Raw genomic sequence first — 22,581 nt, forward strand, 5'->3', positions numbered from 1 at the left:
TTATCGGCAGTAAGAATTATGCACTTTCATCATTACTGTCATTTCTTTTATTTAAAACAAAATCTATGACTTTTTCCATCGCTTTAGCAGTAATGGAATAATGTTCTTTAGAAACAGCTAAAGACTTTTGTTGGTCAATTTCTATAAAACCTAATTCTATCAATTTGGGAATTCTTTTAGTAACAAATTGAAAAGACATATCATTGAGTTCTCCTAATTTTTTTATAGGTAATGAAATTGGTGAAAATTGACGCAGAGCATAAAGAATTTTAAATTCATCGAAATCAACTTGCAATAAAGATGTTCTTTCAATTTCTTGAATTTTTTCAACAAGTTCTTTATTTGATACTGTAATTGCACATTTTTTAATTTCTCCATTTTTTAAACAACTTGGACAATTCATTTCATACATTTCGAATTGTTTTAATAATTCAAAACTAAATTCATGGCCATTCTCGCATTTTAAGACTTGAGTAGAATTATAATGTTCTCTAATTATGTGATTTAAACTAAAACGAGAATCACTATAATACTTTCTATGCTCAGCATCTTTTGGACGACCATAATTTAAGTTGTTTTTTCTACAAAGGCCATAGTCTAATGCGAATAAAGTAGAAGAAATATTACTTTTGTCCTTTAATTTATTATAGGTGCTTAGAAAACCGTTAAGTTCTAAATTATTTAAAAGAGATGAAAAATCTTCATTAACAACAAAATGACTAGTTGGTTGATTAGGTACTTTAAAAATATTGGCTCTAGATTTAGCTATGTTTTGTTTATTAAATTTTTGTTTATCAATGATTTTGTTTAAAAGTGCTAATTGATTCGCAATATTAACCTTATCAGAAAAAGGTCTTGTTATAAATGGGTTAGATTCAAAATAGCTTTCAGTAACTTCTTCATAATACCTTTGAGCAGCGTTACCTAAACTAGCTTTAGTTATTTTATTATTATAAATTAAATTTGAATCATAGCAATAAGAAAGGATATAGCCTAATTTTCTAGGAATATTCATTGAAATTTCAAATAAAATTTCATGCAGTTCATCTTTCTTAATATCAAAATAATCGTAAAAATAACTCTTTATAAAAAATTGTTTACATCTATTTTCTATTAGTCTTTTATTGTAGTCTAAAGCTAATTCTTCCATTCTAGTAATGGATTTATAAATGTTAAAAGCTTCAAAAAAATCAAGGTGTACAAAATCTATTTTTGATCTATCTATTTTGCCTAAATAAAGTCGACCCCTATAGGTTGCTATCTTAAATTTTATAAAATTTTCAGATAAGTTATTTAAAGGAGCAATAAAGTGATTCACGAAAATAACCTGTGCATCATAATCTACCTCAGAAAAATCATCTAAATATATAAATAGATTTCTTATCCCTAGAATATCTTTTATTGCTGTTAAATTATCAATTAATAAGCTTTTAACGTTGAAAAAATTAATAAAAATATTGTTGAATTCTTCTTTTAATTTTTGACCATTTCCATTTTGAAATTTTAGCTTAGCACTTGGATTGTTAGAAAAGTTTAAATCAAAGTCTTGATTGTTGTTTTTTGAAATCTCAAGTTCTTTACCAATAGTTGAAAATAGATTAATATCAATTTTTTCGAATGATGATTCAAGTTCTTCTTCTATCTTATTCAATTCTAATTGAATTGAAAGAACTTTTTCTGTATCCAAACCAAAAGCTTTTTCAAATAAATTAAAAGATAGATGCTTTTCAATTCTTTTTTTTACTTCAAAAATTATTTCTTTTAAAAAATTCTTATAAAGTAGAAACTTTGTAACTTCATCTTTTGATATATATATATCATTATCATACTTTAGTGTAGGAGTTGCTCTATCATAAATTGTTTTCACATCTAAATAAAGTGGAAATACATTTTTATTCGAAATTTGATCATTTATAGATTTTTGAAAAATTGTGGATTTACCAGTACCTTTTCTTCCTATAATTATAGTGGTGTTAGCTAAATTTACTTTATCATTTATAGCATTTTCAGGAAATAGGTCTGTATATATATTATTTATTAAAGATTTTCCATCATTATCAAAAAGTTCTGCTTTTTGATTAAGTTTAAGAGATTCTGTAAATTGTAAAAATTCTTTTATATTTTCCATTTAATAGATTATAGTTTGGTTTTATTGCCGATAACATTATTTTTCACGAGAAAAAGAAAATATAGTTTCGAAAAACTATACCTATATCCATATTTCGTATAACAAGTTGTTAATGTTTTTAGTTTTTTAAATCAAATTTCTACTAAAATAGCTTGAATACAAAAGAAAAATAACTAAACAACATTAATTTTTTCAAACATAAAATAATTTTATTAATTTCTATTACGGAAATCCGTAAACCCCTCAATATTTTGAGTCTATCTACTATTTAAACAAAAAAATAGCGACTTCGGAGTAGTTTTCCAGCCCTCTGCAAGAGCAAGTTGTTTTGATAGCTCGAATCTCAATTTCGAGTGCCTCAAAACATAACTTGCTCTAATCTTTCGATTAGCAAATCCTCTTATTTTACAAAGTAAAATCTAAAGTGATTTCATATTAAGAAATCACTCACTATTTGACACTAAAATGCCAAGTGTTACCACAAAATGCCATAAATCAGATCCATAAAGTTTATAAAGTTTCTTTGTATGTATAATCATATTTGCATAGGTAGATAGATCAGTCACTGGTTACTGATGTATCTAAAGAAGTAAGTAATGAGGTCATTATGCAGATTAGTATATAATTATTGCAACAGGTAGTTATTTAAGTATCTATTATGCTAAGTACAAGTGTAGCTGTTCAACTATTTATGTAAAGTATTACATAGAAAAGTATATAGCTAAACAGGTAATTAAATACTTAACTAAGTATTTAATTACGCATATAGTTTACTACTTAGCCAGGTAAAGAACTACAGCGATAGATGACCACAAACTTACAGATAAACTAACGTATCTATTTACTTATACAAATAGCTAAATACAGACCATTATGAAAACAAAAAAGGAACCAATTTTTGTGGCATTCTCCTCTCAAAAGGGAGGAGTAGGTAAAAGCACATTTACCACGTTAGTGGCAAGTGTTTTACACTATCAAATGAATTACAATGTAGTTGTTTTTGATGCAGATTTTCCACAACACAGTCTTGTGAAAATGAAAGAACGAGATTTATCCATCGTGATGGAAAACGATGTACTTAAAAAACTTGCTTATAAGCAGTTTACAACGATTAATAAAAAAGCATATCCAATTTTACAAGAAAAAGCGGATAATGTATTAAATGCAGCTAAACAGTTTATAAGCGAATCTGTTATAACAGTTGATGTAGTGTTTTTTGATTTACCAGGTACGGTTAATACCGCTGGAATCCTAAACGCATTATCAGGCATGCATTATATTTTTACACCTATTACAGCTGATAGAGTAGTGATGGAAAGTACACTTGTTTTTACACAACTTTTACGAGATGTTGTGATGAAAAAATCACAGACAGCAATACAAAGTATTAATCTATTTTGGAACCAAGTAGATGGTAGGGAAAGTACTCCTTTGTACAATATCTATAACCAAGCTATTAAAGAATTGGATTTTAGTTTGATGCAAAGTCAGATTAAAAGTAGTACGCGATTTCGTAAAGAAAGCGAAGTTGCAAGTAAACTTGTTTTCCGCTCTACGTTACTACCACCAGATAAACGTCTAAGTAAAGCAAGTGGATTAGACCTTTTTATAGATGAATTTTTAACAATCATCCAATTATAATACCATGGAAAAAGAAAACAAAAAACAACCGCATATTGACGAAGAACTAATGATGAGTTTAATGGTAGATGGAGTTAGAAAAGAAGGGATCAAAGAACCACCTCAGTTAGATATTGAAAAAATAGAAGAAGAGAGAAAGACAGAAGATACTCCATTAAAGAAGAGCACTGTTTCAAAACAGAAAAAACAAGTAAATCAATCTGTCGAAACAGAGTATCAAACTATCTTTTTTAAAAAATCAGATACCAATGCAAGAGATGGAAAAACAGTCTATATAAGACCAGAGTTTCACGAGAAGTTAACTCGTATTATTCAAGTGATAGGAGAAGATAAAATAACAATCTATGCTTATTTAGACAATCTATTAGATCATCACTTTGATGAGTTTGCCCAGCAGATCACCAAGAGTTACAATAAAAAATATAAACCAATTTAATATCAAATACAATGAAAAATCTATTTAAGAAAACAGAAGAAAAAATCGATACTAAGAAATATGAGGATCAATTTTTAACTAATCGGCTACCTGCAAATAGTAAAGGAAAAGTGGTGTATATCCGCCCTGAGCATCATGAGGTACTCATTCGCCTTGTTCAATTGTCTAAAGAAAATAAAACAACGCTCTATGCATATATTGACAATATATTAGAACAGCATTTAAAAGATCACGCTGATGATATCAAGGCTTATTTTCAAGAGCATTTCAAACCAATTCTCTAACCCATGGAAATAGTTATAATAATCAGTCTTGTTATTATAATTGCTCTTTTGTTAGTAGATAAAAATAAAACCATTAAACAAGAGAATTCGACAAAAACGGAAGAGCTACCTTTTAAGCAAGATGTGTCCTTTAGCCTTATAGGAGAAAGTAAACCAATCGTAGTAAAGCAATCACTATCTTCAATTAACCAAACAGAAAATGAACTTGATCTAGAAGAGGAAGAAAAAGAACTAGGTGAAAGTTTACAACCAATGGATCATGAGTTTACTGAGCGAGTCAGTATGGATGAGCTTAATAGGTTTGTGAACTCTATTGAAGAGGAGTTAATCAATGATGCTACAGTAAATACAGCTAAAAAAATTGAAGGATCTGATTTACTTGATTTACTTCAACAGGCGATGCCTGATTCTGCTAAGACAATAGCAAAATTATTAGATCAATCACTAAGTGTGAAATCCTTGGAAGGAAAAATAATGGATAGTACAGAATTTAATATTGGGGATTATATTTAATCCCCAATATTAAAAACTATTCCACATGTATTATTTCCCACAATTGAGAATCAAGATTTTCTTCTAATTGATCAAATCTAGTTTGATGAATAGCAATACATAAAAGATCTGTTGGACGAGATAGACCAACATAAGCCATTTTTGTTGAACTTTTATGATGAACCCTTCTATCATTAAAAGCATTCCCTAAAAATTGTTGAGATAGTTTTTCTGATTCATAGCTACCTTGATAGAAAGATTCTAAATATAATGTAGCTACATGAGTTTGTCCTTTAACAGAATGTACACTAGCTATATCAATCTTTACATCTCCTTCAACATAACTATTAGATATAGAATTATTTTGATTTATATCAGGAATAATTTCTGGCTCATCATCTAAAAATTGCCGACTCCTATTTATAACATTATCAGCATTGAATAGTATTAAAAAACTTGGGATATAATTTTTAACATTTTCATACACATCTTCGATTTCTTCTTTGACTATTTGTAATGACCAATTATATAAATTGTGATTTAAAATTTCGTAATCATCTGTTTTAAAATACCTGAGGTAATTCATTAAGCGTTGAATACTATAAGATGTATTATTTATATCTTTAATTCGCTCTAATCTGAGTATTCTTAATAGCGCATGTAAAATATTTTTTCTTATTGGAGCAAGTGTTTTTTTATCTCGATTAAAGTAAATCAAATAACTTTTTAAGCAATTGTAATCTTGTCTAGGTTTTGTTTTTTCTTTTTTAAAAGAAGGATAATAATCTTCTAATCGCAGTTTATTAGGATCATTACGACTTATTTGATTTTCTTTCCAATCAGTATTCCAACATATTGCTTTTAGTTTTCCTTTATTCTGTAAATCATTTTCGCGGATAATACTAGTGAAGGTAGGTAATATATTAGAAATAGTATCATTATTAAATACTAATATATGTGGCTTTATTTCACAGTCATTCAACCCAATAATATCAAAATTACCTCCATTAGTATCAATTGCAAACTTTTTGACAAAATTTGCAATAGGAGAGCTTAATCTTTGACTGCCATTAAGAGGTAATACTAAAGCTCTATTTTGCCAAATATCCATAGTCTTTACTGAGTTATAAATAGCTTGATTTTTATCACCAATACGCTGATAGATAGAAGTACTATTATTGAAAAATATTTCTTCTAATATTTGGTATTGATGTGTATCCATATCTTGCATTTCATCAACAAATACAATATGAAATCTATTAGATAAAATCTGCTTTATGTGAGGATATTTAGTCAAGTATTGCTCTGCTAGAAAATAAGCATCATCAAAATGAATAATACCTTTATCTAATAGTATTTCTTTAAATTTGCTTAACTGTTGATATGTTCTAGAATTGTTTCTACTATTAAGACATATGTTTCCATTAATGTTTTCTGTTAGATTTAATTCATTGTCAAATCTTAATTTAAGAAAGTATGATTCAGGATCATTACGCCTTTGTAACCATTGTTTAGTTGGGTTATTATCATTTAAGTAATGATAATAGGCTTTAGCATGTTCATCATATATTTCATCATCTATTCTTACAGGTTTTTGTTTATACTTTTGTAAATAATATGGAATTGCTAAGAATTCATCCACAAATCCTTGTATAGTACCAATGAAATTTGGGTATGAGAAAAGTCTAGGACAATATTTTTGTATGCGCTCTTTAATTTCATCTACAGCTGCATTAGTGTGGGATAAAACTAATATACCAGAACCATCTGAAAAAGGGAGCTTAGCCTCTAATATAAGAAGCTTGGCTAAAAGAACAGTTGTCTTGCCACTTCCAGGAACCGCTTGTAAATCCAAGGTATTTAAATTGCAAATAAATGCTCTTCTTTCTGGATCAAAAGTTTTACCTTCAGGAAGAAGTATGCTTTCTGCATATTGAATATCTTGATCAGTTATTTCTATTACCTGTTGCATATTTAATGGCTTGAATTAAATAATTAATAGTATCATTGACATTGTTTAAATCTATGCGGATAATTCGTTGATCTTCTTCTAATAGCAAATCCTGATCGATTGCATCAGCCATTTGATAGGCAATTTCTGTTTTGCTCAGCCCTCGATTAATTAGTTTTTGAGCTAATTCTTTTTGAAAATCTCTATCCCAATCTGTTCCTGTATGAATAGCTTTAACAATACTTTGAAATAAGACACTTAACGAAGTCGATTTAAATAGAGCATATTCTAAAGTCCATGTAGGGGCAACAAAGTATTCTACTGATTGCTCATTTTTACGACTTATTTCTGCTATTTTAGCAGTAGTTTCTCTAGATACTGTATTTTGATCACGTAGTTGTAGATCTTCTCCATTTTTGATATATTCTCTAATATCAGAATCAGTTATTACTGAAATTGGCACAGTCATGTATGGGGAATTGTTGCGTATAAAAATTTTGGAATAATGTTCAAAACCAATATTACCAACATTAACTACAGATACTCCATGTTTAGTCAAATCGTATCCTATTAACTTAGCAAGACTAGGTAATAAAATTTCTTCTGCCCATCCTTCAACAAATATTACTCCTTTGGCAAAGAATAAATTAGCTTTAGTTGTATCTAAAAACTTTTCTAAGAATTTATAATTAACTGGATTAAGTTTTGTGAGACCTTTTCCCATAGGGAAAGCATTTCCATTATTACAAACAATTAGATTCTCAAGAGATAATTTAGAAGCTAAATTTGGACTATGTGTACTAAGAATAAGTTGAATGTCTTTTTGTTTTTGAAATGCTTCAATCATTTGCATTTGTGCTTGTGGATGTAAATGAGCTTCCAATTCTTCTATTAATCCGAGTCGTAAACCAGTCCAATTACTTTTATTTAAATGAAGTAATTCAGCAGCCATAAACAATCTATTTAACGTTCCAAGTCCAGGGTTTATTTGGTTTTCCAAATAAAGAGAAAGTTTTTCTAGAATGTTTTTGATATTATTTGTTGTTGAGCTGAATAATGTTTGATGTGTATCATTGTAAAAATCTTGAATATACCCATCTATTTTATTTTTTATTGCTTTTCCTTCTTGAGGTTTATGTTCCTGTCGAGCACCTTGTTCGTCATCCCGATGTGTTACAAATTCTCCTTTAAAATAATTATCTAAATCAGTACTTAATCTATTAAAAATAGTTACAAGTTCATGATCATTTTCTTTTCCTTTAAAAGCTGGATCCCCTAAAAGAATTTGAGATAGTCTAGAATTTTTTTTAGCAATTAATTCATTCTCTGCATCTCTAAGAGGTTTGAGATAGGTGATTTTTAAATATTCTTTTGCCTCTGAAGTTAATAAATATCCTTCTTCATCAACTCCCGCTTTTATATCAGCAGGTAAGATTCTATTATTACTTTTTTTTACATCATAGTTTAGTTGCAAGTAAGGTTCAATATTATCCTCTAAATCTTCCCATGCCAGCCATTCGGTAAAATTCTTAGCTTCCTGAGTAGTTAGACCTTTAAAAATTAATTGAATGCGGAATCTATTAGAATCTTGAAAAAAATCTTTGTCTTCTACTCGGAGATATTCATAACTATGAGTTTTTAGGACAAGCTTGATTGCATCGATAATTGCAGTTTTTCCTGAATCATTTTCTCCTACAATAACATTTAAGCCTTTAGTGAAATTTAGATTGAGATTAGGATTAGTAAGGTCTAATTCTCCATCAGTACCAAATTTTCTAAAATTCCACAGTTTGATATTTGATAAATACATGTTTGAAATTAGTTTTTTACTAAGTTATGATAAATAGTAATATAACAGATGAGGTAATCCACATCCACTAACTTCCACAATTCCTCCCTCAAACAGTTTTCCAAAGACATTTACCCAAGTATCGTGCATAGGGCATGATTATAACATTCTAAATGTCATTCATATGAAAACAAAAACAATCAAACAAAGGCTTTTTTTACTACTTCTAGTCCTTAGTAGTTTACCACTCTTAGCTCAAGGAAACGGAGCTGCCGGTATCACTGAAGCAACCCAAATGGTTACTTCTTATTTTGATCCAGCCACTAAACTTATCTACGCAATTGGGGCAGTAGTCGGTCTTATTGGAGGAGTAAAAGTGTATAACAAATTCTCAAGTGGTGATCCCGATACAAGCAAGACAGCTGCAAGCTGGTTTGGAGCTTGTATTTTCTTAATTGTAGCGGCTACCATATTGCGCTCGTTTTTCCTTTAAAACTACGCTTATGAAAAAGTTTAGTATCAATAAAGGAATTGGAGCCAGTGTTGAGTTTAAAGGACTCAAGGCGCAGTACCTGTTTTATTTTGCAGGCGGACTTTTGGGTAATCTTATTCTTGTAATGGTTTTGTATATGGCATGGGTAAACAATTTTATTTGTTTGAGCTTTGGTCTTGGATTATCAGGTTATCTGATCTACAAAGTATTTTCATTAAATAAGAAATACGGTCAGTATGGCATTATGAAGCTTCAGGCTAAAAAATACTTTCCAAGGTACATCATCTCAAGAAAAGATGTCAAAGGGTATTTCAACAGAAACTTAAAATTAAAGACCTATGAGAAATACAGCTAAAACAAACACCCTTGAGCGGATGTTTCCGATTCTATCGGTTGAAAACAACTGTATTGTTTCTAAGCAAGGAGATATCACAGTTTGTTATAAGGTAATCTTACCTGAGATATTCACCATCTCTGATAAAGAATATGAAATGATTCACAGTATGTGGCATAAGGCTATTAAAACCCTTCCTGAGTTTACTGTGATTCACAAACAGGATTGGTTTTTAAAAGAAAGCTACGAGGCGAATTTTCAAGATGTAGAACAAAGCTATTTAAGCAGAAGTTTTGAAAGGCATTTTAACGAGCGTCCCTATCTGAATCACAGCTGTTATTTGTTTATAACAAAGACTACCAAGGGGCGTATCAAAAGCCAAAGTAATTTTTCATCCCTTACAAGAGGAGAGCTGATTCCTAAAGAGATCAGAGATAAAGACACCGTTCAAAGCTTTTTAGAAGCGACGACTCAACTTGAAAAGATTGTTAATGATTGCGGCCTAATAAGCTTAATTAAACTATCTGAAGAAGATATCATAGGCTCAGAAGAGAAAAGCGGACTCTTAGAGCAGTACTTAACGCTAAGCACAACTCAAAGAGGAAGCCTTCAGGATATTGCTATAAGTAGCGATCAGGTTAGAGTAGGAGATAATCGTATTTCTTTACACACTTTATCAAGTACTGATGACCTGCCTACTGAGGTATCTTATCTGTCTCGCTATGAAAAGCTTTCAACTGATAAAAGCAGTATGGCTTTGTCGTTTGCTGCGCCTGTTGGACTCCTTTTAAATTGTAATCACATTTATAATCAGTACTTGTTTTTAGAAGATAACGACTCTAACCTAAAGCAATTTGAAAAATCAGCTAAGAATATGCACTCACTTGCTAGATACAGCAGAGCGAATCAAATCAACAAGCAGTGGATTGAAGAATATCTAAATGAAGCGCATAGCAAAGGCCTTACCTCTGTTAAAGCTCACTTTAATGTAATAGCTTGGTCAGATAATCCAAGTGAGCTTAAACAGCTTAAAAATGATTGTGGGAGCGCAATAGCTTCAATGGAATGCGTGCCTAGACACAATACCGTTGATGCTGCGACACTTTATTGGGCAGGTATGCCAGGGAATAGCGGTGATTTTCCAAGTGAAGAGAGCTTTTATACCTTCATAGAGCCTGCCTTATGCTTATTTACAGGGGAGACCAATTATCAAAACTCACTATCTCCCTTTGGAATTAAAATGGCAGATAGATTAACTGGTAAACCAATTCATTTAGATATTTCGGACTTGCCGATGAAAAAGGGTATAATCACCAACCGCAACAAGTTTATTTTGGGACCATCGGGAAGTGGTAAGAGCTTTTTTACCAATCATATGGTAAGGCAGTACTATGAGCAAAATGCGCATGTGCTGCTTGTAGATACTGGAAATTCCTATCAAGGTTTATGTGAGCTTATTAAAGGCAAAACAAAAGGGGAGGATGGAGTATACTTCACATACACCGAGGAAAATCCAATTGCGTTTAATCCATTTTATACTGATGATGGGGTATTTGATATTGAAAAAAGAGAGAGTATTAAAACGCTCATTTTGACTCTTTGGAAGCGCGATGACCAGCCGCCCTCACGAGCTGAGGAAGTAGCGCTTTCAAACGCGGTTAGCGGTTATATCCAAAAACTTCAAAACAGTAATATAAAACCAAGCTTCAATACTTTTTATGAGTATATCAAAACCGATTACAAAGCTGAGTTAGAACAAAAACAGGTTAGAGAAAAAGACTTTGATCTTTATAACTTTTTAAATGTACTAGAACCTTATTACAAAGGCGGTGAATATGATTATCTATTAAACTCAGAAAGCGAACTTGATCTTTTAAACAAACGTTTTATTGTCTTTGAAATTGACGCGATCAAGGGTGCGCCCGTCAAGGTTGCATAAGAAATGTCCTTTGGCAAGGACTAGGTAAGTGTTCTTTGAGAAACCTATCATCACTCGGCTTATCTGAAAGGGAAATTAACCAGACAGGGAGTGTAGCATGCCGAGAAGACCATAAGTCAACTAGTTATCAAGTTGCGACTGAATGGACAGATGAAAAGACAGTTATGAGGATAAAGTCTGTATTGATTGAACGATAATCCAAGCGGTTTTATGTGTACCTGCGACGTTAAGATAACTATACTCGTCGTACTGTGATTCACTTTTTCCAGTCTTTGAGGAGAAGGTGCAAGAACTAATCACAGCGCAACTACAATATGTAGTAAAGGATGAAAGTCGTATCCGACACTCTGTCGTGCCATAGACTATATAGTCTAATTGTTCTTATGTATACAAACGGGGATTACCTATAACAGAACGCCGATTATAAGGCTATAGGGTTTGCCCTTGAATATCTGGAGTGGTAACGGAGCTTCCGTAGTAGTCTGAGCAGGATAACGACCTGTACATGGCAAAGGGAAGCAGTTAAAGTAGTTTTAATACAATTAACGAAAAATGTGAGAGACATTATGAGAAATTCAGAAGGAGTATTAAACAGTCTTGCCAAACACAGCAAGCTATCAGCCTATAAGTATGAAAGGCTTTATCGTGTTTTGTTCAACAAACAAATGTACTACGTTGCCTATCAGCGTATTTATGCAAAACCGGGAAATATGACACCTGGTTCTGACGAAAAAACTGTTGATGGAATGAACTTAGTTCGAATTGAAAAACTGATACAATCATTGAAAGATGAGAGTTATCAGCCCCAACCTTCAAAAAGGATTTATATCCCAAAGAAAAATGGGAAAGTACGTCCACTAGGAATACCAGCTTTTAATGACAAACTGGTGCAGGAAGTGATAAGGATGATTATAGAGGCTATTTACGAAGGGCAATTTCAAAATTGTTCCTATGGATTTAGACCTAATCGAAGTTGTCATACTGCTCTGGCGCAAATTCAAAAGACATTCAACGGAGCGAAATGGTTTGTAGAAGGAGATATAAAAGGATTCTTTGACAATATCAATCATCAAGTTATGATTGATATTTTAAGAGAGCGCATCTCTGATGAACGATTTATTCGCCTCATAAGAAAGTTTTTAAATGCGGGATACATTGAAGATTGGAAGTTCCATAAAACTCGAAGTGGAACACCACAAGGAGGAATTATTAGTCCAATTCTAGCTAATATCTATTTAGATAAATTGGATAAGTATGTAATGGAATACATCCAAAAGTTTGATAAAGGGGAGAAGCGCAAAACAAATAAAGCTCGTATTAAATATGAGTACGGAAAAAGGCTTGCTGTGATAAAACTAAAAAAAGTAATTGACAAAGATGAAAGAAAAATAATCATCAAACAAATTAAAGCTTTTGACAAGGGAAGGTCCTTAATCTCATGTGGAGACGAAATGGATTGCGATTACAGAAGAATGAAATATGTGAGATACGCAGATGATTTTATAATTGGAATAATTGGGAGTAAACAAGATGCTCAAAGAATCAAAGAAGACATCAAGAGTTTTCTTGAATCTAAATTGAAACTTGAGTTATCAGAAGAAAAGACTCTGATTACCCACTCAGAAAAGTCTGCTAAATTTCTCGGATATGAGATCTATGTTCGTAAATCTAATCTAACTAAAAGAAATAAAGTAGGTCACATAAGAAGAGCCTTTAATAAAAAGGTGTATTTAAAACTAACTACAGATGTGATGAAAAAGAAGTTGCTCGAATATGGAGCATTGGAAATTAAAACACACAATGGAAAAGAGCAATGGAAACCCAGAGCTCGAGTTCAGTTTATAAACAATGATGACCTTGAAATTTTAGATAGATATAACTCAGAAATCAGAGGTTTCTACAATTACTATTCAATAGCTAATAATGTTTCGATGATGAGTGCCTTTAAGTACATTATGGAGTATAGTATGTATAAAACATTAGCACGTAAATACCGAACAACTGTTGTAAAGATTGCTCGTAAGTACAAGCAAAACAATGCGTTTACTGTACACTTTAAGAATAAGAAAGGTGAAAATAAAATCAGAGTCCTTTATAGTGATGGTTTTAAACGCAAGAACCCAAATCATCAGTCATGGTTAGATAACAACATATCACCATTTAGCATCACTACAACTAGTCTAGTTGATAGGCTTAAAGCTAATGTGTGTGAATTGTGTGGAGCTAAGGATGGAAATTTACATATGCATCATGTAAGAAAACTCAAAGGTTTAGATAATAAAAAACCTTGGGAGAAACATATGATTGCAAGGCATAGGAAAACTATTGCCCTTTGTCCTAGATGCCATAAACTGACTGATATGGGAAAGAAAGACTGATACTTTAATGGAGAGCCGTATACGCTGGAAGGTGTACGTGCGGTTCGGGGGCGAGCATTTGGAAACCTACCATAGAAATATGATAAGGCGCTGGGTGTTTAGCCTACATCACAAAATCCTTTTTCCTATAGTGACAATCATCATTATGGAAGTGTTTATAAATAAGATGCGACGTCTTAAAGGACAGCGTAAACTAATACTGATTGAAGAGGCATGGAAGGCAATCGCTAAAGAAGGTATGGCAGACTATCTAAAGTACCTTTTTAAAACCGTAAGAAAGTTCTTTGGAGAGGCAATTGTGGTTACCCAAGAGGTAGATGATATTATTCAATCTCCGATTGTAAAGGAGAGTATTATCAATAACTCTGATTGTAAGATCCTGCTAGACCAGCGCAAGTACATGAACAAGTTTGATGATATACAAGCCATGCTTGGACTCACAGATAAAGAAAAAGCTCAGATTTTATCAATTAATCTCAACAACAATCCAAACCGCCTGTACAAAGAAGTATGGATTGGCCTTGGTGGGACTCATTCAGGCGTGTATGCCACAGAAGTTAGCTACAGTGAGTATTTAGCCTATACCACAGAAGAAACAGAAAAACTACAGGTAATGAACTTGGCTAAAGAACTCGATGGTAATGTAGAGCTAGCGATAAAGCGCTTGGTACAAGAAAGACAGAAAGAGTAAGACAAAATAGTGCTCTAATCCAACTTCTAAAAGGATAAAAAAAGAGTAACAAAACAATCAACTAAAACACAATCAAAATGAAAAAACTAATTCAGGTAGTTATGGTAGCTGTGCTACTAGTTCTACCCATACAAATTCACGCCCAATGGGTGGTGAGTGATCCTGGCAATTTAGCTTCAGGTATACTAAATAGCGCCAATGAAATTATCCAAACTTCTGCCACGGTGGATAATGTAATTAAGAACTTCAAAGAAGTAGAAAAGGTGTATAAGCAGGGCAAAGAGTATTATGATAAGCTGCAAGCGGTCAATAATCTAATCAAAGACGCAAGGAAAGTACAACAAACGGTGCTTCTTGTTGGAGACGTGTCAGAGCTCTATGTCAAGAACTTTGGAAAAATGCTAAATGATCCAAATTTCTCGGCTCAAGAGCTTGTCGCTATTGGCAATGGATACGCCATTCTTTTAAATGAGAGTACAGAGCTTTTAAAAGAACTTAAACAAATTGTAAGCGCTTCGAGTTTGTCTTTAAATGATAAAGAACGCATGGATGTAATAGATAGAGTGTATAAAGAGGTGAAGGACTATCATAACCTTGTTAGTTACTATACTAGGAAAAATATAGGCATAAGTATACTAAGGGCTAAAAAGAAAAACAACACTCAACGAGTACTTGATCTCTATGGAACCTCAAATCAAAAATACTGGTAGCTATGGGAGAAAGTAATTTACACGAGGTACTGCAAAATCTCTATTACGATATGATGCCACTCTCGGCAGAAATGGCGGGAGTAGCTAAAAGTGTAGCAGGGCTTGGGGCTCTTTTTTACATTGGGCTGAAAGTATGGCAAGCCCTAGCAAGCGCAGAGCCTATTGATGTATATCCGATGCTCAGACCATTTGCTTTGGGTATCTGCATTATGTTTTTCCCAACCCTTGTTCTTGGAACTTTAAACACGGTGCTTAGCCCTGTGGTTAAAGGGACACATCAGATACTGGAGAATCAAGTAATTGATCTAACAAGTTTGCAACAGGAGAAAGATGTTTTAGAAAGAGAAGCCATGCTTCGAAATCCAGAGACGGCTTATTTAGTTTCAAAAGAGGAGTTTGACAAAAAGCTCGATGAGCTAGGATGGTCCCCTTCGGATTTAGCAACCATGAGCGGGATGTATATAGAAAAGGGAATTTATGAAACTCAGAAAGTAATTAGAGACGCCTTTAGAGATTTTTTAGAAATGGTCTTTCAAGCCTCAGCCCTTGTTATCGATACCATCCGCACGTTCTTTTTAGTGGTGCTTTCTATACTAGGCCCTATTGCTTTTGCCATCTCAATATGGAGTGGTTTTGAATCTACAATTACCCAGTGGCTCACAAGGTACATAAGCGTGTATCTCTGGCTTCCAGTAGCCGATTTATTTAGCGCGATGCTTGCTAAGATTCAAACGCTCATTATCGAAAGAGATATGCAGATGCTTTCAGATCCAAGCTTTATTTCCGATACCTCTAATACCGTTTATGTGATCTTTATGATTATTGGCATTGTGGGATACTTTACGATTCCAACAGTAACAGGTTGGGTTATTCAAGCCGGTGGTGCTGGAAACTTTATGCGCAACATGAATCAAACGGTAATGAAAGTAGGGAATATGGCAACAGCAGGGGCAGGCGCTGCAGCTGGAAATATCGCAGGTAAACTCATGAAGAAATAGATACAATAAATTATTAAAACTAATAAAACCATGGAATTTAAATCACTTCGAAATATAGAAAATAGCTTTCAGCAGATAAGACTCTACGCCATTGTATTTGCCGCAGTTTGCCTTATAGTCGTAGGATTCAGCATCTACAAAAGCTATGATTTTGCAAAAGAGCAACGAGAGAAAATCTATGTACTGGACAAGGGTAAATCCCTTATGCTTGCCCTGTCTCAAGACGCAAGTATAAATAGACCAGTAGAGGCCAGAGAACACATAAGACGTTTTCACGAGCTGTTTTTTACCCTCTCACCTGAAAAAGCGGCCATTGAGGGTAATATGCAACGAGCGTTTAATCTTTCGGATAAAACAGCCTTTGACTACTACAAGGACTTACTTGAAAAGGGGTATTACAGCCGGGTTATCTCAGGGAATATTCAGCAACGAGTTGAGGTAGATAGCATTAAAATTGACTTTAATGCCTATCCCTATAAGGCGCTAACCTATGCGACTCAGTATATTATCCGATCAAGTAATCTCACTAAAAGAAATCTTGTCACAAGTAGTCAGCTTGTTTCAGCAGTTCGCTCTGATAATAACCCTCAGGGGTTTATTATCGAAAAGTTTACTGTTTTAGAGAACAAAGACTTAGAAGTTGTTAAACGCTAAAAAAACAAGATTATGAATAAGCTACAACTTCTAAGACACAGCTATTCCAGTAGGCTACAGGTCTATTGGAATAATCAATCGTTGCTGAGACAGCGCGCTTTATTACTTACGGCTTTTACTCTTTACACCCTTGTTTGCCTTTTTATTGTAAAGACAAGCTTTACTTCAAATGCTATAACAAGCAATCAAAATAGACAAAGTAATATCAAACCTGTAAAGTATTTGCTTGATAGACAAAAGATAGAATCATACCCAACTATTAAACTCAAACATTATGAATCAAGATCAATCATCAAATAAAACTCACCAAATAGAGAAGGTACCCAAAGAAAATAAGGTATTTCAAAACCTTATAGAAAAACACAAAAAGCATATTGTTTTTGCTTTAATGGGTATTGTGTTTCTAGGGGCTATGTATCTTTTGTTTAGACCAGAAGAGAAAGAGCTAATTACTCACAATGATTCCGTTCCTGAGGCAACAACTAGCGCTATGCCAACAGATAAAGTAAAAGCTTATGAAAAGGAGCTATGGGAACAAAAAAAGGAAGAAAATGAAAATCAGATTCACTCCTTAGCTGATTATTGGAATGAGTCGCAAGAAGAGTCAATAAACACTTATACTCATCGAGATTATAATCAGGAGTCAACTTATACGCCCTACGAAAGGTCTTATCAAAACTATAAACAAAGCCAAGAGGTGCTCAGCAGCTTTTACGATAGTACTGAAAATCCAGAAACAGATCGACTTAAAAAGCAGATCGAAGAGTTAGAAAAGCGATTAGAAGAAAAAGATACTCCAACTGCTCTTACCATGGATAATCAATTGGAGCTTATGGAAAAGTCTTTTCAGATGGCAGCTAAGTATTTGCCAGGTGGACAAAACCAAACTGAATTACCACTTTCAAGTCAAGCTATAAGCGCTAAGACAATCTCAAGTAAGAAACAGTCTATAACTGTGATAGATAAAACAAGTAAAGAGATTGTTTCTTCACTTGTAAAACCAATGAGTCTTCAGGATTTCTTACCTATCAATCTTGAAAATAATCAAACCTTCTATACCGCTGAAGGAGAGCGTAAAGCGCAAATCCACAAAAACAGTATAAGAGTCTGTATCAAAGAAGATCAGGTTATTATAAATGAAGGTTACATCAAACTAAGACTCTTAGAGAGCATTGTAATAAATGGAGCTTTATTACCTAGTGAAAGTACACTCATTGCCAAAGTAAAGGTAAACAGTGGTAGGTTAGAGCTTATTGTAAATTCTATTAAGATAGAAGAGACTATTATAGAAACAGAGCTTATAGGTTATGATAACTATGGACAAAAAGGCTTAGAGTTATTAGATCTTCAAGAAATAAGCGCCTCAAAAGAAATTATAGCCAATATGGGACAAACTGCTGGTACAAGTATTTCGATGAGTAGATCCGCCTCAGATCAAATAGCAGGAGATTTAACCAAAGGAGTCATTCAAGGCGCATCAGGCTATTTCTCAAAGAAGGTAAAAGCTCAGAGAGTAACCCTAAAACAAGGACAAGAACTGTTTCTTGTTCCTAAAGAATAACAATCAATCACCAAGTAAATCAAATCATTATGAAAACAATCATTAAATATATGCTACTGTGCTTATTAACAGTAAACACAGTGACGGCTCAAGAGAACAAGAAATCTATTAATCTATCAACTGCTGAGGTAGCACCTTATGAAATTGAACTTACGCAAAACAAAACCACTCATATTTTATTTCCAAGTAGCATTGAATATGTCGACCTAGGCAGTAGTGAAATTATCGCCAATAAAGTAGAGGCAACTTCTAATGTTCTTCGACTAAAAACGATCAAAGAAGACATCACAGCTACAAATTTCACAGTAATTACTAGCGATGGTAAATACTATAGTTTCAATGCTACTTATAAAAAAGAGCCAAAACAACTAAGTTATGACCTAACCAAGTTTGAAAAACAAGTAAGTAAAGGGCAAGGTGAAGCGTTATTTAAAGATTTAGGCACTACTAGTCCAAGTCTGGCTGATCTTTTTATGAAAGCAATCATCAAAAAGAACAAGAAAGAGCTAAACATTAAAAGCAAAAACTATGGAATAGAAGCAAGGTTAAAAAGCATCTACACTCAAGATGGCAAACTCTACTTTCACATCTCCGTCAATAACAAAAGCAATCTATCTTACACAGTTGATTATGTCAGTTTTAAAATCAAAGATAAAAGAACGGCAAAACGGACGACAGTTCAAGAAGTAAGTTTAAAGCCGATTAGAAGCTATACAGATTCTAAAATTATCAATGGTCATAGTAAACAAGACAATGTTTTTATGTTAGATCAGTTTACTCTGTCTGATAAACAAATGCTCTTAATTGAAGTTAATGAGATGAATGGGGTTAGGAGTCAGGTTTTGAAAGTTAAAGGCGTTGAACTTTTAAAGACAGAACATATAAATCAGTTATCACTATAATATAAGAATTTCTGTTAAGGCTTCTTTCTGTTTTCAGATTGGAGCCTTTTTTCTGAAAAATTATAATATTTTAATAATAGTGCAAAATTAAAATTCGCATGAATCTATATTCTAAGTAATTTATAGGATTGTTAACTCAATATGTTGAACTATTTACGGATTTTAGTATTTAAACAATATAAAAGTTAATTATGTTTGTAAAACATTTTGAAAAAACACATTAATTTTTTAGTAAATATTGGAATGGTTATTTATTAATAAAAAGTTAAATTATAAATTTATAAATGAGTAAATATTTAAAAAGGTAACTATATGGGAGGTAATGCAGGAATTAGGGGCTATTTAATACAGACAATAATCTGTGTGTTAGATACACTTGAAAGTGATAATCTATGGACATCAGTAACCCTTGAACCATTAGATGAATCCGAAAAAGTAGATATTAGATGGAAATATTCCGATGATACAGTAAAATTGTGTCAAGTAAAATCTTCACAGAATATCATTCGGTTAAATGATGCGAAAAAATGGAGTAATGATTTGACGACTAATTCTCCAAACATAGAAGAATATGAACTGATTGTAGTTGGACATCCAGAAGAAAAACTTCTAAAAAGTGATTCGATTGATAATGTGAAAATTTCAAAAGTACAATCTTTAGACACTGATCATCTCATTGATATTGCTTCGACAAAAATTGATGCTTACTATGAAAAACATGGGAAACCAAAGATGTCTTCTAAAGTAAGAGAAATTCTGGTGAAAACTCTCACTATGCACTTTGGTACAAATTCAATTACGGGTAAAGAAGTTACCAGAGAAGATTTCAATAATCAGCTTTTAGATTGGATTTCTGCAATTGAAAAACAAATTGAGAGTAATCCATTTGCTGTATTAGCAAGCCCTGCTCCTAATGAGAGTAAACCTTTCAACTTTAGAATTGCGAAGAAAATTTTAGAATTGATAGGATGGTTTAATTTTAATGAAGACGTTACCTTAAATGTTTACAATGATAAAATAGAAGCAGATGATGAATATAAGGTGGATTTTTTCGGAGATTTTGAAAGTAAGCTGAAATCTGATACAGATGATGCTATTTTAGTAACATCCATCCATGATCTAACTTATCCTTCATCATCAAAAAAGGAAATTCAAAATTACTTGTATAGTTCTGAAAAGATTTTTGACGATTTGCAATTAAAGAAGAAAATACCGGTTAAAAGAAATTCCATAACAGAAAATCATAACATTCTTTTTTGGCTCACAACAGAAAATTCAGAGGTAAATCAAGACTTTGTTCACCATGTGAAAGATAACTATAGAAAGGATTGGCTTAATGAAGAAATGTGTTATTATCTTGTCGATAATAATAAAGCTATATTTTTAATAAGTTCAATTGTAACGGCTAAAAATTATCGAGAAGAGCTTACAGTAAAGTTTTTGTATCCCATAACTGAAGCTAATCAAAGTCCTGGTCAGATAGGTAAAAGAGGCACAAAATTACCTGCTCAATTCATAAACAGCTCTATACTTCCTATAATCAAAGAAAGTAGTAATAAAATTAGTATTCTTATTTTCTGCTCTGATACTTTTTCGGAAGATTCATTAAAGAAACTCATTTGGTTGACAATTAGACTGACAAGTGGACTTGGTAATGAATATATTTTATATTTTCCAGATTATAATGAAAGTGTCAGCAAAAATATAGTATCTGAAGTTATACGCTCGTTTGATGATGAAATTCTGGAAGAGAAAATTCAAGTAAAAAAATATGACAGAATAGATACAGAAGCATTAGATGGAGTGTTATCTACATCTAATGCTTTGGCAAAAAATGAAACATTTGACGAGTTACAAACTCAAAATCAACTAAAATCAAAGCACTTAAATGAGGCCTTTATAAACATACTTCCATACGGGGATATTATCAAGCCTTTTCTAAAAACCGATGCTATCACAGCTAATGATATGAAAATATTCCTTGCAAAAAAGGGGATTTTTGTAAAAAGTGCTGATAGAGGAAAACTAGTAGGCTTAATGTCAGTTCTCCTATTTAGCCCAAAAGAATTGGAAGATTTCAAAACTCTCATAGATGTAAAAGACAGGCCAGTTAACACAACGAATGAAATATTTCAAATAAAGCAAAATGAGAGTTTGGAAAGTGTATTCAAACGAATACGTCCAAATTTTGATAATGTAACAGAAAACCTCAATACGAAATTGCTAGATACTCCGATTTTTAAACCAAACCCATCTAATCCAAATGAATACATACTTGATGTGCGTACAGAAAGAAAAGATCCAACTAGTCAGGTGTCAGTTAATACTTTATGGGGAAGAATTGAAATTATTTGCACAAAAGAAAATGACACTTTGGTAGTAAATAAGGTAAATACAGTATCTCGTGAAGATAAAGTTATAGCTAAAAGAGTAATGAAGAGTGTAGAAGCAGAATTTAAGCAAGCTGATTTTATAAAAGATGATACTATTAAAATAATGTTTAAGAGTTTTGAAAACAATATTGATCGTGTCAATTTCTTATTAAGCTTTACTAATATTACATCCGCAATATTTAAAGAACCTGAAATTAAATCAATCAAATTTAAGTTTGATGATGCTGAAGATATACCTGAATCATTTAAAGATAAAAAAGATAAAGATCTCATAACTTATTTCTCTGGTAGAAATTTATCCGGGATTAATGAAATTTCGGAAGATGAGTTTAAAAAGGTTCTTTTACTAGAGGAAATTTATATTACTTATAAATACGATCATTACAACTTAAAAAATGGTTCTTACAGTGTAAAATATAACTTTTCAGATGCCCTTAAAAATAAGCCAGAAAAAGATGGAATTTTCAAATCTGAGCCCAATTTATATATGTCATCTCAAGTGAAAAAACTTTCAAACATTGACCTTTTTAAAAGGGAACTTTCGAAAGAAATCGAAAGAATAAAATTAGAAAAACTTAAACAATTCAACATTATAGAATAATGATCGACTTCACAGCAGTTAAATTACAAAATATAGCTACCCACTTTGTTGGAAACAAATTAAGAGATGAAGGAATAAAGATTTCATCGGGAGAAGTAAACATAATTGAGGAAGATACCAAAAAATATTTATTGAAGTATTTTTTATCTTCTTTTCAAAATAATGAAAAATTCAATTTCACTAATCCTACAGAACTGTCATTAAAT

The 22,581-nt window shown here is 32.3% G+C and carries 17 protein-coding genes and 3 pseudogenes; 17 read left to right on the forward strand and 3 right to left on the reverse strand.

All coding sequences use genetic code 11. The features are described 5' to 3' along the window. Positions 1-16: 16 nt before the first annotated feature. Positions 17-2,128, reverse strand: a complete 2,112-nt coding sequence (locus RH98_RS10375; RefSeq protein ID WP_010254252.1) for a hypothetical protein — start codon at positions 2,126-2,128, stop codon at positions 17-19. Positions 2,129-3,001: 873 nt separating this feature from the next. On the opposite strand from RH98_RS10375, the gene RH98_RS10380 reads away from it, so the two are divergent. From RH98_RS10380 to RH98_RS10395, 4 genes are read left to right on the forward strand one after another with little or no spacing between them, the layout of a single operon-like run. Beyond that, the gene (locus RH98_RS10380; RefSeq protein WP_010254253.1) at positions 3,002-3,769 is read left to right on the forward strand and encodes a ParA family protein; all 768 of its coding nucleotides are present in this window, start codon (positions 3,002-3,004) and stop codon (positions 3,767-3,769) included. A 4-nt stretch (positions 3,770-3,773) separates the two neighbouring features. Then, positions 3,774-4,205 carry a DUF3408 domain-containing protein gene (locus RH98_RS10385; RefSeq protein ID WP_010254255.1) on the forward strand — a complete coding sequence of 144 codons (432 nt, stop codon included), beginning with the start codon at positions 3,774-3,776 and terminating at the stop codon, positions 4,203-4,205. Positions 4,206-4,216: 11 nt separating this feature from the next. Continuing rightward, the gene (locus RH98_RS10390) at positions 4,217-4,489 is read left to right on the forward strand and encodes a DUF3408 domain-containing protein (protein WP_010254258.1); all 273 of its coding nucleotides are present in this window, start codon (positions 4,217-4,219) and stop codon (positions 4,487-4,489) included. A gap of 3 nt (positions 4,490-4,492) precedes the next feature. Further along, positions 4,493-5,002, forward strand: coding sequence for a hypothetical protein (locus tag RH98_RS10395; RefSeq protein WP_010254261.1), 510 nt, complete (start codon positions 4,493-4,495; stop codon positions 5,000-5,002). A 16-nt stretch (positions 5,003-5,018) separates the two neighbouring features. Here RH98_RS10395 and RH98_RS10400 read toward each other — a convergent pair whose 3' ends face one another. Beyond that, complete coding sequence (locus tag RH98_RS10400) at positions 5,019-6,953, reverse strand: UvrD-helicase domain-containing protein (RefSeq protein WP_010254264.1); 1,935 nt, start codon at positions 6,951-6,953, stop codon at positions 5,019-5,021. Beyond that, positions 6,928-8,742, reverse strand: a complete 1,815-nt coding sequence (locus RH98_RS10405; RefSeq protein ID WP_010254267.1) for an ATP-dependent nuclease — start codon at positions 8,740-8,742, stop codon at positions 6,928-6,930. The genes RH98_RS10400 and RH98_RS10405 overlap by 26 nt, the downstream gene beginning before the upstream one ends. A 163-nt stretch (positions 8,743-8,905) precedes the next feature. Here RH98_RS10405 and RH98_RS10410 point away from each other — a divergent pair, with 163 nt between their 5' ends. The 13 genes and pseudogenes from RH98_RS10410 to RH98_RS10465 all read left to right on the forward strand — a co-directional run. After that, the gene (locus RH98_RS10410) at positions 8,906-9,214 is read left to right on the forward strand and encodes a DUF4134 domain-containing protein (protein WP_010254270.1); all 309 of its coding nucleotides are present in this window, start codon (positions 8,906-8,908) and stop codon (positions 9,212-9,214) included. Positions 9,215-9,224: 10 nt separating this feature from the next. After that, a complete protein-coding gene (locus tag RH98_RS10415) occupies positions 9,225-9,569 on the forward strand; it encodes a DUF4133 domain-containing protein (protein WP_010254276.1) in 345 nt (114 codons plus the stop codon). After that, a pseudogene (locus tag RH98_RS10420) lies at positions 9,553-11,463 on the forward strand (TraG family conjugative transposon ATPase); the annotation flags it as partial. The gene RH98_RS10415 and the pseudogene RH98_RS10420, both read left to right, overlap by 17 nt. A gap of 590 nt (positions 11,464-12,053) precedes the next feature. Beyond that, complete coding sequence (gene ltrA, locus RH98_RS10425) at positions 12,054-13,865, forward strand: group II intron reverse transcriptase/maturase (RefSeq protein ID WP_010254282.1); 1,812 nt, start codon at positions 12,054-12,056, stop codon at positions 13,863-13,865. A gap of 109 nt (positions 13,866-13,974) precedes the next feature. After that, positions 13,975-14,556, forward strand: a pseudogene (locus RH98_RS10430) (TraG family conjugative transposon ATPase); the annotation flags it as partial. 77 nt (positions 14,557-14,633) lie between these two features. Beyond that, the gene (locus tag RH98_RS10435) at positions 14,634-15,266 is read left to right on the forward strand and encodes a DUF4141 domain-containing protein (protein WP_010254289.1); all 633 of its coding nucleotides are present in this window, start codon (positions 14,634-14,636) and stop codon (positions 15,264-15,266) included. 2 nt (positions 15,267-15,268) lie between these two features. Beyond that, a complete protein-coding gene (gene traJ / locus RH98_RS10440) occupies positions 15,269-16,264 on the forward strand; it encodes a conjugative transposon protein TraJ (protein ID WP_010254292.1) in 996 nt (331 codons plus the stop codon). Positions 16,265-16,294: 30 nt separating this feature from the next. Further along, on the forward strand, positions 16,295-16,918 hold the full coding sequence (gene traK, locus RH98_RS10445; protein ID WP_010254294.1) for a conjugative transposon protein TraK: 624 nt from the start codon (positions 16,295-16,297) through the stop codon (positions 16,916-16,918). 12 nt (positions 16,919-16,930) lie between these two features. Beyond that, complete coding sequence (locus RH98_RS16060) at positions 16,931-17,218, forward strand: hypothetical protein (RefSeq protein WP_081498625.1); 288 nt, start codon at positions 16,931-16,933, stop codon at positions 17,216-17,218. Further along, positions 17,193-18,479, forward strand: coding sequence for a conjugative transposon protein TraM (traM, locus tag RH98_RS10450; RefSeq protein WP_010254295.1), 1,287 nt, complete (start codon positions 17,193-17,195; stop codon positions 18,477-18,479). The genes RH98_RS16060 and traM overlap by 26 nt, the downstream gene beginning before the upstream one ends. Positions 18,480-18,508: 29 nt before the next feature. Further along, a complete protein-coding gene (gene traN / locus RH98_RS10455) occupies positions 18,509-19,381 on the forward strand; it encodes a conjugative transposon protein TraN (RefSeq protein WP_026038853.1) in 873 nt (290 codons plus the stop codon). Positions 19,382-19,693: 312 nt separating this feature from the next. Continuing rightward, positions 19,694-22,375 (forward strand): PD-(D/E)XK nuclease domain-containing protein, encoded by a 2,682-nt coding sequence (locus RH98_RS10460; RefSeq protein WP_010254297.1) that lies wholly within the window; start codon positions 19,694-19,696, stop codon positions 22,373-22,375. Further along, positions 22,375-22,581 (forward strand): annotated as a pseudogene (locus RH98_RS10465) (nucleoid-associated protein); the annotation flags it as partial. The gene RH98_RS10460 and the pseudogene RH98_RS10465, both read left to right, overlap by 1 nt.

It is taken from the genome of Myroides injenensis M09-0166 (assembly GCF_000246945.1).
In the GTDB taxonomy this organism is placed as follows: Bacteria; Bacteroidota; Bacteroidia; order Flavobacteriales; family Flavobacteriaceae; genus Flavobacterium; species Flavobacterium injenense.